Source organism: Micrococcaceae bacterium Sec5.8, from assembly GCA_039636775.1.
Lineage (GTDB): Bacteria > Actinomycetota > Actinomycetes > Actinomycetales > Micrococcaceae > Arthrobacter.
Genome location: CP143429.1, coordinates 3,754,206 through 3,767,768 on the forward strand (window position 1 = coordinate 3,754,206; position 13,563 = coordinate 3,767,768).

A 13,563-nucleotide genomic window follows, 5' to 3' on the forward strand; every position below is an offset into this window, starting at 1 on the left:
GCACCGCAGGATGGTCCGATGATGTCGCGAAGCTAGCTGGTCGAACTGGTGGAGATCCGGTGGAGCCATTCGAGAAACAGCTTGAGTTCTGAGCTGGAAAGCTGATCGGAGTGCGACGCCTGCAAAGCCGCGTTCAGGGCGATCGCCGCGACAACCACCGACGATTTCCCGGACTCTTCCGGACCGTTCTTTTTGGCCTGGTCCGAGGACACCGCGAAAATCATCGCGTCGCGGGTCATGGAGGACAGCTCAAGATTGCGCTCGGGCGCCTTTTCCGTGATCAGCATGAGCGTCACGCCGACGTTGGCGGCCAGGATGCTCCTGGCTGCCTCCCGCGGAGGGACATTGAGCTGCCCGGCTACTGCGGCCTTGTTCAGCATTTCCTCCATCAGGGCCTCAGCGTCAGCGACGACAGCCGGGCGGCTCTCCGGGCGGATATTGCCAAACATCACCAAATACAGTTCCGGCTGGTTGAGCCCGAACTGCACATGGTTGTCCCACATCCGCCGGATATCCTCCAGTGGTTGTCCGGACGGCGCGAAGTCTCGTTCGCCCGCGACGTACTCTTCAAAACCTGCCGCGACGACGGCGTCGAACAGCCCCTCTTTGTCGCCGAAGTGGTGATAGAGAGTGGGTGCCGTGACGCCTGCCAGCTGTGTGATCTGGCGGGTGGAGACTGCACCGCCGGCGGAATTGGCCAACAGCTCAGCGGCTGCACGCAGCAACCGCGTCTTGGGCGGAAGCTGGCCATCGAAACTCATAACCGCTACCCTAGCACCTATAGCAACGCTATATGAAGTGCATCACATACAATTTTTCAAGCACCGGATCCGCCGCCGACGCAGCTGTCGGCGTGCCCGCCCGTCGGACCGGCCGGAAGGTCCGGCTCGGCACGGGCGGCCGGTTCTGGCAGTATCTGAATAACCGGCTTACCGGCCCACGGCAGAGAATGAGGACCTTCAGTGCAGAACTTCCCAGGAGTAGGCGTCAGCCCCGGCCGCATCATCGGAACCATCCGCCAGATGCCCAAACCTGTCAGCGAACCGCCTGCCGGGGAACAGTTACCGGCCGGCGTGACGGCTGAGGAAGCAACGGCGGCCCTGAAGTCCGCCGCCCGGGCGGTCCACGATGAGCTGAAGGCCCGGGCCGGGACCGTCAGCGGCGACGGCAAAGCCGTCCTGGAAGCCACTGCCTTGATGGCGACAGACACGATGCTGCTGAAATCGGCTGCCAAACTGATCGGGCGTGGTACGTCCGGCCAGCGTGCCATCTGGGAGGCCGGCGCCTCCGTCTCGGAAATGCTGCACAACCTGGGCGGCTACATGGCCGAGCGTGCTACCGACGTCCTGGACGTCCGGGCCCGGATTGTGGCCGAACTGCGCGGGGTCCCGGCTCCGGGAATTCCTTCCTCCCCCACCCCGTTCATTCTCATTGCGGAGGACCTTGCCCCGGCGGATACCGCCACCCTTGACCCGGAAAAGATCCTCGCCCTGCTCACGGCCGGAGGTGGCCCGCAATCCCACACCGCCATCATTGCCCGCTCCCTGGGCCTTCCCGCCGTGGTTGCCGCCACCGGCGTTGACCAGCTGCCGGATAACACCGAGGTTTATGTCGACGGCGCCGCCGGCCTGATCACGACGGACCCCGACGACTCCCAGCGGGCCGCCGCCGAACACTGGGCCGCGACCGCCTCGTTGCTGGCGGACTTCGACGGCACGGGCGCGACGGCGGACGGCCACCTGGTCCCGCTGCTCGCCAACGTCGGCGGAGCCAAGGACGCCGTGGCCGCCGCGCAGCTGAACGCCCAGGGCGTTGGGCTGTTCCGTACCGAATTCTGCTTCCTGGAGCGCGACACCGAACCCACCGTGGACGAACAGGCCGCCGCCTACAAGGGCGTCTTCGATGCCTTCCCGGGCAAGAAAGTGGTGCTCCGGACACTCGACGCCGGCGCAGACAAGCCGCTGCCCTTCCTCACCGACGCCACCGAACCCAACCCTGCCCTCGGCGTCCGCGGATACCGCACAGATTTCACCACGCCGGGCGTCCTGGAGCGCCAGTTGCAGGCGATCGCGCGGGCTGAGCAGGAGTCCGAGGCGGACGTCTGGGTGATGGCCCCGATGATTTCCACCGCCGAGGAAGCCGCCCGCTTCGCTACACTGTGCAGCGAGGCCGCGATCAAGACTCCCGGAGTCATGGTGGAAGTTCCGTCCGCGGCGCTCACCGCCGAGGCGATCCTGCGCGAGGTCGGCTTCGCGAGCCTGGGAACCAACGACCTCACACAGTACGCCATGGCGGCGGACCGCCAGCTGGGCCCGCTTGCGGCGCTCAACACGCCCTGGCAGCCCGCTGTTCTCCGGCTCGTCCGGCTGACCGTGGAAGGCTCCACGGCGGAGGGCCACAACAAACCGGTCGGCGTCTGCGGCGAGGCCGCTGCTGACCCTGCCCTCGCCGTCGTCCTGACCGGGCTGGGGGTCTCAACCCTGTCCATGACGGCCCGATCCCTGGCTGCCGTGGCCGCCGTGTTGAAAACTGTCACCCTGGCCGAGGCACAGGAGCTGGCTAAACTCGCCCTTTCCGCGCCGAGCGCCACCCAGGCCCGCGCCTGGGTCCGGGAGAAGTTGCCGGTCCTCGAAGAGCTGGGGCTGTAGTCCTGCCGTCAGGCACTCGCCCGCCGTCCGCAGCGAGCCAGTGGACGGAAGGGCCGAGCCCGGGGCGCTAGGATGCAATCCATGACACTGATTGCTCCCCGGGTCACGGCCGCCCTCCCGGCTGAGGACGCCCGGAAACTCCGGTACGCCCTGAACGGCAGTGATGACATCACGGTGTTCGTCGACGGCACAGTCCACCGGCTGCCGGCCCAGGCGCGGGACGCCGTCGTCGATGTGCTGGCGCGCTTCAGCCGCGGCGACGCGGTCACAGTCAGCAGCGTGGAGGAAATGCTGACCACGTCCCGGGCCGCGGAGCTGGCCGGCATCTCGCACACATACCTGCGGAACCTGACGGACCGCGGCGAAATTCCGGTGGAATACCGGGGCACCCACCGGCGCATCCGGTTGGCTGACATCATGGCCTGGCTGGAAAAGCAGACGAAGAACCTTACCGCCGGCAGCGTCCCGGACCACGCCGGTGACGGCGCCGCGGATGCTTCGTGACGGCATGATAAGGATCAAACAACGATCCCGCCCCCGCGCCCGGGCGTGGAGAAGGCCGGGGTTACGCTTGGATTGTGCGTAAGTTCAGAGGGTGGCACATCGTGGCCGGCATCGCCGCCATGGTGCTCACGGGCGTCCTCGGAAACGCCATGGGGCTGAACAATACGGCAGCTTTCATGTCCAGCTGCGTTGCGTTTGTGGCCGTCTCCTTGTGGACTGACAGCAGGATCTCGCATCGCCGCCGGCAGGCCCTGAGGGAGCGAGCCGCTGAGTCAACCCTGGAGCCCGGGCACCCTGACCGTGAGGGCCGCGGCACGTAGGGCCCCCGGTTCAGATCCTGGGGCGGCCGGCCCAGCGCCGGGCCTTGAGGGCCGCGTGGAGCTCCAGCCGCACCATCCCCTTGAGCGGATCGACGCCGAGGAGTTGCCGGATCCGGCCCAGCCGGTTGTAGATACTGCTCCGGTGCAGGTGCAGCTTGTCCGCCACTTCCTGGACCGAGCCGTCGTTGTCGTAGAAGAGTTCCAGGACCGGCAGCAGCTCCAGGTTACGGTCATGGTCCTCCAGAATGCGGAAATAGACGGAGCCAGCGTCTGCCCAGGCACCCGCGCCACCGCCAGCGGAGGCCAGTAACTGGTAGATCCCCGTCGCCCGGCAGTCCACGAGCTCACCCAGCTGGGGATCCACTGCCGCTGCCTGCGCGGCCTGCCGGGACCGCCGGTACGCGTCCTCGAGCTCCCGCGGCCTGGCAAAGCCTTCGGAAGTTCCGAGGATGATCCGGTGGACCGGCCGGCCGGATCGTTTGGCCAGTTCCAGCTGATAGTGGACCAGCACCTGGGCGTGATCCGCCCGGCCGGTTGATTCGCGGAACAAGACGACGGCGTGGGTTTCCGTCCCGGCGCTGAACAGCGCGGCGTCCACCCCGATGGTGGCCTGGAGCGCCGCGGAACGGTGGATCAGCGTCGAAGCGATGGGATCGGAGCCTTCCGCCCAGCCGTCGGCGTCTAGGACCGTCACCAGCTGCCACGGCCCGCGCCCCTGCACTTCCTTCCAGCCCGCCACCGCTGCGACGGCGTTGGACTCGCCCCGGCACGCGGCCAGGAACTCCCGTTCGCGGCGGCGGCGGAACTCCGATTCAGCAGTGTTGGAGTCCAGCAGCAGGGCCGAGAGCTGCTCCAGTTCGCGGGCCACCCCGGGCAGCTGGGCCAGAACGGTCGTCGCCGTCGGCTCCTCCGAGACGAGCTGAACCCACAGGTAGCCCACCCGGAAACCCCGCACCAGCAGGGGGACACAGACCCGGCCCAGCATTCCAAGGTCCGCGTTGGCCGGCACCACCACAGGGCGGACGGCGGTCGCGATCCCGTGGGAGAGCTGCCAGGCGCTGACATCCAGCGGGACCCGTTTGCTGAGCAGAAAGTTCACCCGGACCCGGTCCGCGTGCGACTGGTTGGAACTGTAGGCGAGCAGCTGGCCGTCCAGGTCCTCCAGTGAGAGGCCGCGTCCCAGTTTCTGTGCCACCTGTTCCACGAGCTGTTCGACATCCTGCTGCTGCATCCTGACAGACTACTGCGCGCCGCCGTGCGGCCGCGAACGGCAGCGCCGACGGACAGCAGGCGACACCTGCCGCTCGCGGGTTCGACAAATGTCCACCTTGGTAATTGCAAAACGCCGGAATTCCGCCTACGGCGCCCGATGCCGCACGGTGCAGCCTGTCGCTTGCCTCACAACCGGATTTATTCTGGAAGTACGACTTCCCCGCATTCACCCGGCCCCCTGGGCCACCAGCACTGGAGCCCCCACATGATCATCGGTGTCCCCAAAGAGATCAAGAACAACGAATTCCGCGTCGCCATCACGGCCGCGGGAGTCCACGAATTCCGCACGCACGGCCACTCCGTTCTGGTGGAGCGCGGCGCGGGCCTGGGCTCGGGTATCACTGACGAGGAATACGCCATCGCCGGCGCCGAGATCGTCGCCGAGGCCGATGACGTCTGGGCCGGCGCCGATATGGTCATGAAGGTCAAGGAGCCGGTCAAGGCCGAATATCACCGCTTCCGTAAGGGCCTGATCCTCTTCACTTACCTGCACCTGGCCGCTGAGCCGGAACTGACGCAGGAACTCATCAATACCGGCGTCACCGCCATCGCGTATGAGACCGTCCAGGAGGGCCGCACGCTGCCGCTGCTGGCCCCGATGTCCGAGGTTGCCGGCCGCCTGTCCGTTCAGGTGGGCGCCACCTCCCTGATGGCCCCGGCCGGCGGCAAGGGTGTGCTGCTGGGCGGTGTTCCGGGTGTCCGCCCGGCCAAGGTGGTTGTCCTGGGTGCCGGTGTTGCCGGCACCAACGCGGCGGCGATGGCCCTGGGCCTCGGCGCCGATGTCACCATCCTGGACATCAACATCAACCGCCTGCGCGAATTGGACGCCCAGTACCAGGGCCGGCTGAAGACGGTGGCCTCCAACGCCTACGAGATCGAAAAGTCCGTGGTCGACGCCGACCTGGTCATCGGCTCGGTGCTGATCCCGGGCGCCAAGGCCCCCAAACTGGTCACGAATGAACTCGTGTCCCGGATGAAGCCCGGCTCGGTGCTGGTCGACATTGCTGTGGACCAGGGCGGCTGCTTCGAGGACACCCACCCCACGACGCACCAGGAACCCACGTACAAGGTCCACAACACGATCTTCTACTGCGTTGCCAACATGCCGGGCGCCGTTCCGAACACCTCAACATACGCTTTGACCAACGTCACGCTCCGCTACGCCGTCTCGCTCGCCAATCTGGGCGTCAAGGCCGCGTTTGAGCGCGATGCTGCCCTCGCCGCAGGCCTCAACATTGCCGGTGGCAAGGTTGCCCACCGCTCAGTCTCCGAGGCGCACAACCTGGCTCTGGTGACCGACTGGCATGAGCTCGTCTCCGCGTAATTAGCCGGTTCCGGCATCGTCCTGCAACGCTGGACGACACACATCCTCTGCGTGCAACTCCGTCGCCGCCTTGACGCACGCTGCCGGATGTCTGTCGTCCGGCGTTGCGTGGGTTAAGCCCTCTTAGCGGCCAGTTCCCGGGCCTGCTCGATCAGCCGCAGCACCTCCAGCGGGCCGGCCGGGTCCACCGGGAGGGGCCGCGCTGAGGCGGCTCCGCCGTCGTTGATCTTTGCTGCGAGGATCCGATAGAACTCCGGGTAGGCGCCGCGTTCAGTGGGCAGCCGGTCCACATGGCCGTCCCGGCCAAGGAGCCCGGCCCAGTGTTGGTCCTCGACGCCGTAGTCGGCGTCCAGCGGGCTTCCGCCGGCCGCCATGTACGGCTCCTGCGGGTCCACGCCGTGTTTGGTGAAGCCGCCCCCGCTGCCCAGCAGCCGGAAACGCGGGCCCTGCTGGGCGCAGAGCATGTTCATCCACAGGTGGCTGGTGACGCCGGATGAGTGCCGCAGGGCCAGGAAAACGTCGTCGTCGGTCCGCTCTCCCGGGCGCCGGGCCGCAAGTTCGGCGGAGACCACCGTGGCTGGACCAAACAGCTGTACTGCCTGATCCAGCAGGTGGGTGCCCAGATCGAACAGCGCCCCGCCGCCCTCATCCGCCGTCGCGGCCGCTTTCCAGGCCTTGGCGACCACCGGCGACCAGCGTTCGAAACGGGATTCGAACCGTGCCACGTTCCCGAATACTCCGCGCTCCAGCAGGCCGCGGACGGTCAGGAAATCGCCGTCCCAGCGCCGGTTTTGGAAGACCGTGAGCACGCGGCCCAGCCGCGCCGCGAGGTTAATCAGGTCCTCACCTTCGGCACTGTGCACGGTAAAAGGCTTGTCGACGACGACGTCGAGCCCCGCTTCAAGAGCGGCTTTCGCGAGCGGGTAGTGCGTGGCTGGCGGCGTGCCCAGGACCAGCAGGTCCAGCTCGCCCGCGAGGCCCAGGATGTCCGCCGGAGTGTCCACGATCCGGGTGCCGGGATACCGGTCGGACGCGGCGGCCTGCCGTTCGGCGTCGGACGTGGAGATCGCTGCGATGGTGAAGGCCGGGTTGGCCGCAAGCAGCGGGGCGTGGAAGACGCTGCCGGAGAGGCCGAACCCGGCAACAGCTGTGCGGATGGGCCCGGTGGAGTCGGTTGTCATGGCTCCACGCTACCCCCGGGGGCTCTCCGGGTCCGCCGCCTCAACGGCGAAGGCCGGCACCCCCGTCGATGCGGGGATGCCGGCCTTGAGTGCTCGGAGAGCCTAGCTGGGGGTTACTTCTTTTCCCAGCCGAGGGTGGTCCAGTCCGGGACCTGGGACAGGCTCTTGAACAGTGACGGACCGTAGTTGGCCAGACCGGTGCGCACGAAGGAGATCTGCGGACCGTTCATCACAACACCCATGGAGAAGTACTTCTCCATGTGCTTTTTCTCAACTTCCATGGCTGCCTTGTTGCGCTCGGCATTGTCCGCGATGGAGGAAAGCTTCTTGATCTCGGCGTCCAGTTCGGCGTCGCCGAGTTCGTTCTCGTTGGTCTTGGAATCGTAGAACTGCTTGACGGCGTCGGTCGCATCGGCGCCGACCGTGTAACCGGAGACGCTCATGAAGAAGTCGCGGCTGCCCAGGACCTTGCCGAAGTCGGCGGAGGCGCGCTGGTCGATGCCGACATCCATGCCGCCGGCCTTCAACTGGTTTTGCAGTGTCTGCGCGAACGCCAGGGTGGTGGGATCATCACCGAAGTTGCTGATCTTGAACGCGGCGGGGACGCCGTCCTTTTCCATGATGCCGGCGGCGTTGGCCGTGTAACCGGCGTCGGTGAGGACCTTCTTGGCGGCGTCAGGGCCGGTTTCCTTGACCGGGTAGTTGTCCTGGTAGTACTTGGAGAACGGCAGCAGCATCATGGATCCCGAGCTGGTTTCTTCCCAGTTCAGGCCATTGAAGCGGACCTTGCGCAGCGCCTCGCGGTCGACGGCGGTGAAAATTGCCTTGCGGATGGCGACGTCGTTCATCGGCGCCTTCTGGGCGTTGAGGTTCAGGCCGCCGGCGAAGAGCCGCTGGCCGCGGCGGATCTCGGCGTCCTTGGTGCCATCGAGCTGCTTGTAAGGGGTGATGGTATTGGCGGAGACGCCGTCGATTTCACCGTTCTTGAAGGCGGCGATCTGAGCGCTGCTCTCCAACTGGCGGAAGACGACCTTTTCCAGGACGGGCTTGGTGCCCCACCACTTGTCATTCTGGGCGAGCGTCACAGTCTTGGCGGCGCTGTCGTACTGGTCCACCTTGAATGGTCCTGCCATCCATTCCGGGTGCATTTCCCCGGTGAAGCCTTCGTTGAAGATCGCCGGGGTGTTTACGGCCGGGTGGACGAAACCGGTGAAGAGGGCGTCCAGCGGGAAGACCGGCTGGGTGGTGGTGACAATGACTTCCTTGTCGCTGGAACCGGCCTTGACGGATTCAACGAACTCGTAGGCGCCGGAGCTGACGACGTCGATGTCCTTGTTCTCGCCCTTGAGCATGTTCCAGGTGTTCTCAAAAGTCTTCACATCGATCGGCGTGCCGTCGTTGTAGGTGGCTTTCTCGTTCACCTTGATGGTGATGGTCTGCTTGCCGTCCTTGACCTCGCTCTTGACGTCTTCGCAGAAGTTCTTGTTGGGCGTGGCGGTGCCCTCGAAGTCGAAATTCCAGCAGCCCCAGGTGCCGGCCTCATCGATCGGGCGGTGCAGCGCCGTGTTGTCCGCGCTGTTGCCGTTGTTGGAGAACCCGTTAAAGTCCGGTCCGATGTTGCCCAACGGCAGGGTGACGGTGCCGCCCTGTTGCAGGTCTGCTGCGGGCTTTTCGTTGACACTGATGAGCTTGGCCAGGTCACTGCCTGACTCCTGGGCCTTCTCCGCTGCGGGTCCGGTGGAGCCGCCACCGCCGCCACAGGCTGTCAGCGTCAAGGCGGCCGCAATGGCCGCCGCTCCGCCGATCTTGGTCAGATTCTTCATGGTGTTCCCTTCATTGGTGCGAGTGGTGGTGCTAGTGGTGGGTCGTAAAAATCTAGGGGGCATCATGTCCGGCCGGTTCGTGGACCACCAGCATGTCCTCGTTCAATTCCCCGTCGGGGTAGAAGCAGGCGAACCCCTGGTCGGGATCGGGCGCCGGGCCGGGCTCAAGGATCTGCCCCGCGGTGGAGGACCGGACCGGTTCCAGCGGGGGCTCCAGGGTCAGGCACTTCTCCTGCTTGGCCGGCGGCAGAGCCGCGAAGACCGGGCAGCGGGTGGCAAAGTTGCAGCCCTTGGGAGCCTCCAGCGGCGAGGGAAGGTCCCCCTGCAGGATGATCCGTTCCCGGGTGCGTTCCAGGGCAGGGTCCGGGACCGGGATCGCAGAGAGCAGAGCCCGGGTGTACGGGTGGCGCGGGTTGTCGAAGACATGGTCCACGTCCCCGATTTCCACGATCTTCCCCAGGTACATCACCGCCACGCGGTTGGAGATGTGGCGGACCACGGACAGGTCGTGGGCCACCATCAGGTAGCTCAGCCCGAGTTCGGCGCGGAGCTTGTCCAGGAGGTTGATCACACCGGCCTGAACGGACACGTCCAGCGCCGACACCGGCTCGTCCAGGACCACCAATTTGGGGTTCACGGCGAGGGCGCGCGCAATGCCGATGCGCTGGCGCTGGCCGCCGGAGAACTGGTTGGGGAACCGGTTGACGTGGTCCGGCTGGAGGCCCACGAGCTCCATCAGCTCCATGATCCGCTCCCGGATCCGGGGTTTGGACATGCCCGCATTCTCGAGCGGCTCGGACAGGACCTCGAAGACGGTGAAGCGGGGGTCGAGGGCGCCGGTGGGGTCCTGGAACACCATCTGGAGTTCTTTGCGCATGGCGCTCTTGGTCTTGGCGTCGGAGGCTTCCTTGTTGCTGAGGCCGCCAATGACCACCTCGCCGTCCTGGTCCTTATGGAACTCCATGATTTCCAGCAGGGTGGTGGTCTTGCCGCAGCCTGATTCACCGACGATCGAGAAGCACTCGCCCTCGCGGATATCAAAGCTCAGCCCGTCCACGGCCTTGACCGTGCCGATCCGGCGCTTGATCAGGGCACCCTTCATCAACGGGAAGTGCTTCTTGACGTCCCTGAGCTCCAGCACAGTCCGGCGCTCGTCGCGGGGAATCGCGTCAAAGCGTGACACAGGGATGGCCGGGGCCTGGAAGACTTCGCGAACGTCCACTTCAAGGCCCAGGGAGTCTGTCTTGATACACGCGGCCCGGTGCGGCATACCGGCGTTCGGGTTGATTCCGGCGACAGGCCACAACTCGGGTTCCCCGTGCAGGCAGGAGTCGCTGGCAAGCGGGCAGCGCGGCGCGAATGAGCACCCGGTGGGGGTGTGGATGAGGTTCGGCGGAATGCCTTCGATCGGGATCAGCGAGGACTTTTCGGCACTATCGACCCGCGGTACCGCGCCCAGCAGGCCCATTGTGTAGGGCATCCGGGGGTTGTAGTAGATGTCATCGACGCTGCCGGTCTCCACCGGCTTGCCGGCGTACATCACCATGATGTCGTCCGCCATGCCGGCCACAACGCCGAGGTCGTGGGTGATCATGACGACGGCGGCGCCGGTTTCCTCCTGCGCCGTGTGCAGGACCTCGAGGACCTGCGCCTGGATCGTGACATCAAGCGCCGTGGTCGGCTCATCGGCAATGAGCACGCGGGGGTTGTTGGCGATCGCGATGGCGATCATGACGCGCTGGCGCATGCCGCCGGAAAACTCGTGCGGGAAGGCCTTGAGACGGTCTTTCGGACTGGGGATGCCCACCATGCCAAGGAGCTCGACGGCGCGCGCCTCCTTGGCCTGCTTGCTCATGGTCGGGTTGTGGACCGTGAGGGCTTCGATGATCTGGTTGCCCACCGTGTAGACCGGGGTCAGCGACGACAGGGGGTCCTGGAAGACCATGGCCATGTCTTTGCCGCGGAACCGGCACATCGCTTTGTCGCTGAGACCCAGCAGTTCCGTGCCCTGCAGCCGGACCGAACCGGTGATTTCCGCGGTCGGGGGCAGCAGGCCCATGATTGCCATCGAGGTCACGGATTTTCCGGACCCGGACTCCCCGACGATGCCCAGCGTTTTGCCGGCATGAAGGTCGAAGTCGATGCCTCGGACGGCGTGCACCACCCCGTTTTCGGTGTTGAAACGGACGTTCAGGTCACGTACGGAGAGCACCGCGTCCCCGGGGGCGTACAGTCCTGCGGTGTGCAGGCGCTCGGCGGTGGAGAAGTCGGCGGACTCGGCGCTGGCGGTCATTTCGTGGCTCATTTGGTCTTCTTCTTTTTGGCGCTGCCGACGGAGCTGGAGCTAGGGTCGAACGCGTCCCGCAGGCCGTCGTTCATCATGGCAAGGGACCCGGTCAGCAGGAACATGACGGTCAGCGGGACCCAGAACATCCACGGGAACGTGGAAACCTGGGAGGTTGCCTGCCCGATCAGCACGCCCAGGCTGACGTCCGGGACCTTGATGCCGATGCCGATGAAGGAGAAGGCAACCTCGGCCAGGATCGCGCCGGTGATGCCGCGGGTGATGTCCAGTACCAGCAGCGAACCGATGTTCGGGACGAGGTGACGCCAGACGATGCGCCGCGGCGGGACCCCCATGTACTGGGCTGCTTTTACGAAGTCGCGCGTCATGAGGGACATCGAGAGCGAGCGGATGAGCCGGGCGGTGCCCATCCAGCTGAAGACCAGCAGGACGATGATCAGCAGGAGCCAGCTGGGCAGGGACTTCTGCAGCCCGTTGCCGCCGCCGCTCGTGGCGACGGCCACGACCAGCAGCGCCGGCATCATGATCAGCGCTTCAAGGACGAACAGCATGACCTTGTCCACTTTGCCGCCAAAGTAGGCCATGGTGCAGCCGTAGACGGCGGCGATCAGGACCGAGACCAAGCCGACGACGAGGCCGATCAGGATTGAAATCCGGGTGCCCTCCACGGTCAGGGCATAAAGGTCAATCCCGGCCTGGGAGGTGCCCAGCAGATGTTCGCCCGACGGCGGCATCCCGATGTTGAACGGATCAATCGTTTCTTTGTCCCAGCTGGTGAAAATGCCACCCACGAAGGAGAACAGCGTCAGGGCGAGGAAGATGATCAGGCCGGCCACGGCAGTCTTGTTGCGCAGGAAGCGGCGGAGGATGATCGAGGACTTCGCGATGACGACGTCGTTGTTCTCGATCTTTGCTTCGCTGGCGACCGCGGCGGGATCGATGGCGTTGAGGTTTGTCATGCTTACTGCACCCGCACTCTCGGGTCGACCAGGGTGGTGGCGAAGTCAGCGAGGATCGCGCCGATCGCGAAGATCACGGAGCCGTAGGCGAGGGTCGCCGTCGCGGCATTGACGTCCTGCAGGGCGATCGCGTCGATGCTCCAGGAACCAACGCCGTGCCAGGCAAAGATCTTCTCCGCGAAAAAGCCGCCGGCGAAGATGGCGGGAATGGTGAAGGCGATGCTTTGCGCCACGGGGATGAAGGACACCCGCAGTGCGTGCCGGCTGATGGCCTGGTTGCGGGTCAGTCCCTTGGCCCGTGCGGTCCGGACGAAATCGGCGTTGACGTTGTCCAGGAGGTACTGCCGCTGGGCGATCTGGTAGGTGCCCCAGCCCACGATGGTGATGGCGAAGGTCGGCACCGCATAGTGGGCCAGCATGTCAGTGAATTGCGCCCAGCCGCCCCCGTCCATCCCCGGAGTGGAGATGCCCGTGACGAAGAAGATGCGCTCGCCCACTGTTTCGTTGATGTTGATGGCACCGAGCTGGACCAGGAAGTAGGCGATCGGCGCGGGCACGATGTACACGAGGTAGCTGTAGGAGGTGATGATCCGGTCCGAGGCCTTGTACTGGCGCGCTGCCGTGTACACACCGAGCGCGACACCGATGATGAGCGTCAGGACGATGGAGGCCAGAAACAGCCGGGTGGAAATCCAGACCCGGTCACCGAACTCGGCGTTGATGAACGCGCCGTTGGGGCTGCGTCCCCAGTCCCAGCGGGTGACGATGGCCGTCAGCCAGTCCACGTAGCGTTCCCATGGGCTCAGGTGCGGGTCCAGGCCCTTGAGCCGGAAGGAGTTGGCCACCTGCTCGGGGGTGGGCCGCGGTATCCGTTCCTGCTCCAGCAGTGCAGGCTGCAGGGTGTTCACGGCCAGGAAGTATCCGGCCGTGGTGGTCAGGAAGATCATGAATACGTACGTGATGGCACGCTTGCCAAGGTATCGGAGCATGGGACGACTAGTTCTGGATCGCCGTTGTCTGCGCGGCGTCTGCCGCTGCCGGCGGGGCCGCTACGGCCGCGCCGGATGCTGGATTCTCATTAAGATTCACGACTGGATCCTTCCGTAGTCCCCCTCCGGCAGGGGGTTACCGCCGCCGATCCGGGATCTTGGCCAGCGGGTATCTGGCCGCCCGCACACCTTTCGGCGAGTCCTGGTGGACTATGTTGCGGGTCACATTCCAGAGGAA

Annotated in this window: 11 protein-coding genes; 4 read left to right on the forward strand and 7 right to left on the reverse strand. The window is 65.6% G+C overall.

Translation table 11 applies throughout. The annotated features are described in order from the left end of the window. Window positions 1–32 precede the first annotated feature (32 nt). Window positions 33–761 carry a TetR/AcrR family transcriptional regulator gene (locus VUN84_17315; protein XAS64015.1) on the reverse strand — a complete coding sequence of 243 codons (729 nt, stop codon included), beginning with the start codon at window positions 759–761 and terminating at the stop codon, window positions 33–35. 201 nt (window positions 762–962) lie between these two features. Here VUN84_17315 and ptsP point away from each other — a divergent pair, with 201 nt between their 5' ends. The 3 genes from ptsP to VUN84_17330 all read left to right on the forward strand — a co-directional run bounded on the left by ptsP (window position 963) and on the right by VUN84_17330 (window position 3,472). Beyond that, the gene (ptsP, locus tag VUN84_17320; GenBank protein XAS64016.1) at window positions 963–2,648 is read left to right on the forward strand and encodes a phosphoenolpyruvate--protein phosphotransferase; all 1,686 of its coding nucleotides are present in this window, start codon (window positions 963–965) and stop codon (window positions 2,646–2,648) included. Window positions 2,649–2,729: 81 nt separating this feature from the next. Then, the gene (locus VUN84_17325; GenBank protein ID XAS64017.1) at window positions 2,730–3,152 is read left to right on the forward strand and encodes a helix-turn-helix domain-containing protein; all 423 of its coding nucleotides are present in this window, start codon (window positions 2,730–2,732) and stop codon (window positions 3,150–3,152) included. 74 nt (window positions 3,153–3,226) lie between these two features. Continuing rightward, entirely contained in the window at window positions 3,227–3,472 is a 246-nt protein-coding gene (locus VUN84_17330; GenBank protein ID XAS64018.1) for a hypothetical protein, read from the forward strand. Window positions 3,473–3,482: 10 nt separating this feature from the next. Here the strand turns inward: VUN84_17330 and VUN84_17335 are convergent, their stop codons facing one another. Further along, window positions 3,483–4,703 carry a helix-turn-helix domain-containing protein gene (locus VUN84_17335; GenBank protein ID XAS64019.1) on the reverse strand — a complete coding sequence of 407 codons (1,221 nt, stop codon included), beginning with the start codon at window positions 4,701–4,703 and terminating at the stop codon, window positions 3,483–3,485. 246 nt (window positions 4,704–4,949) lie between these two features. On the opposite strand from VUN84_17335, the gene ald reads away from it, so the two are divergent. Continuing rightward, on the forward strand, window positions 4,950–6,068 hold the full coding sequence (gene ald / locus VUN84_17340) for an alanine dehydrogenase (protein XAS64020.1): 1,119 nt from the start codon (window positions 4,950–4,952) through the stop codon (window positions 6,066–6,068). A 113-nt stretch (window positions 6,069–6,181) separates the two neighbouring features. On the opposite strand, the gene VUN84_17345 is transcribed toward ald, so the two are convergent. From VUN84_17345 to VUN84_17365, 5 genes are all read right to left on the reverse strand, one after another. Further along, window positions 6,182–7,249: a Gfo/Idh/MocA family oxidoreductase gene (locus VUN84_17345; protein XAS64021.1), complete on the reverse strand. Its 1,068-nt coding sequence runs from the start codon at window positions 7,247–7,249 to the stop codon at window positions 6,182–6,184. A gap of 113 nt (window positions 7,250–7,362) precedes the next feature. After that, a complete protein-coding gene (locus VUN84_17350; GenBank protein ID XAS64022.1) occupies window positions 7,363–9,072 on the reverse strand; it encodes an ABC transporter family substrate-binding protein in 1,710 nt (569 codons plus the stop codon). 52 nt (window positions 9,073–9,124) lie between these two features. Beyond that, window positions 9,125–11,377 carry an ABC transporter ATP-binding protein gene (locus VUN84_17355; protein ID XAS64023.1) on the reverse strand — a complete coding sequence of 751 codons (2,253 nt, stop codon included), beginning with the start codon at window positions 11,375–11,377 and terminating at the stop codon, window positions 9,125–9,127. Further along, on the reverse strand, window positions 11,374–12,336 hold the full coding sequence (locus VUN84_17360) for an ABC transporter permease (GenBank protein ID XAS64024.1): 963 nt from the start codon (window positions 12,334–12,336) through the stop codon (window positions 11,374–11,376). The genes VUN84_17355 and VUN84_17360 overlap by 4 nt, the downstream gene beginning before the upstream one ends. Before the next feature lie 2 nt (window positions 12,337–12,338). Further along, a complete protein-coding gene (locus VUN84_17365; protein XAS64025.1) occupies window positions 12,339–13,325 on the reverse strand; it encodes an ABC transporter permease in 987 nt (328 codons plus the stop codon). Between the last annotated feature and the right edge of the window lie 238 nt (window positions 13,326–13,563).

Coding starts and splice junctions, on each gene's coding strand:
- VUN84_17315 (XAS64015.1), bottom strand. CDS start 761: ATGAGTTTCGATGGCCAGCTTCCGCCCAAGACGCGGTTGCTGCGTGCA.
- VUN84_17325 (XAS64017.1), top strand. CDS start 2,730: ATGACACTGATTGCTCCCCGGGTCACGGCCGCCCTCCCGGCTGAGGAC.
- VUN84_17335 (XAS64019.1), bottom strand. CDS start 4,703: ATGCAGCAGCAGGATGTCGAACAGCTCGTGGAACAGGTGGCACAGAAA.
- ald (XAS64020.1), top strand. CDS start 4,950: ATGATCATCGGTGTCCCCAAAGAGATCAAGAACAACGAATTCCGCGTC.
- VUN84_17345 (XAS64021.1), bottom strand. CDS start 7,249: ATGACAACCGACTCCACCGGGCCCATCCGCACAGCTGTTGCCGGGTTC.
- VUN84_17350 (XAS64022.1), bottom strand. CDS start 9,072: ATGAAGAATCTGACCAAGATCGGCGGAGCGGCGGCCATTGCGGCCGCC.
- VUN84_17355 (XAS64023.1), bottom strand. CDS start 11,377: ATGAGCCACGAAATGACCGCCAGCGCCGAGTCCGCCGACTTCTCCACC.
- VUN84_17360 (XAS64024.1), bottom strand. CDS start 12,336: ATGACAAACCTCAACGCCATCGATCCCGCCGCGGTCGCCAGCGAAGCA.
- VUN84_17365 (XAS64025.1), bottom strand. CDS start 13,325: ATGCTCCGATACCTTGGCAAGCGTGCCATCACGTACGTATTCATGATC.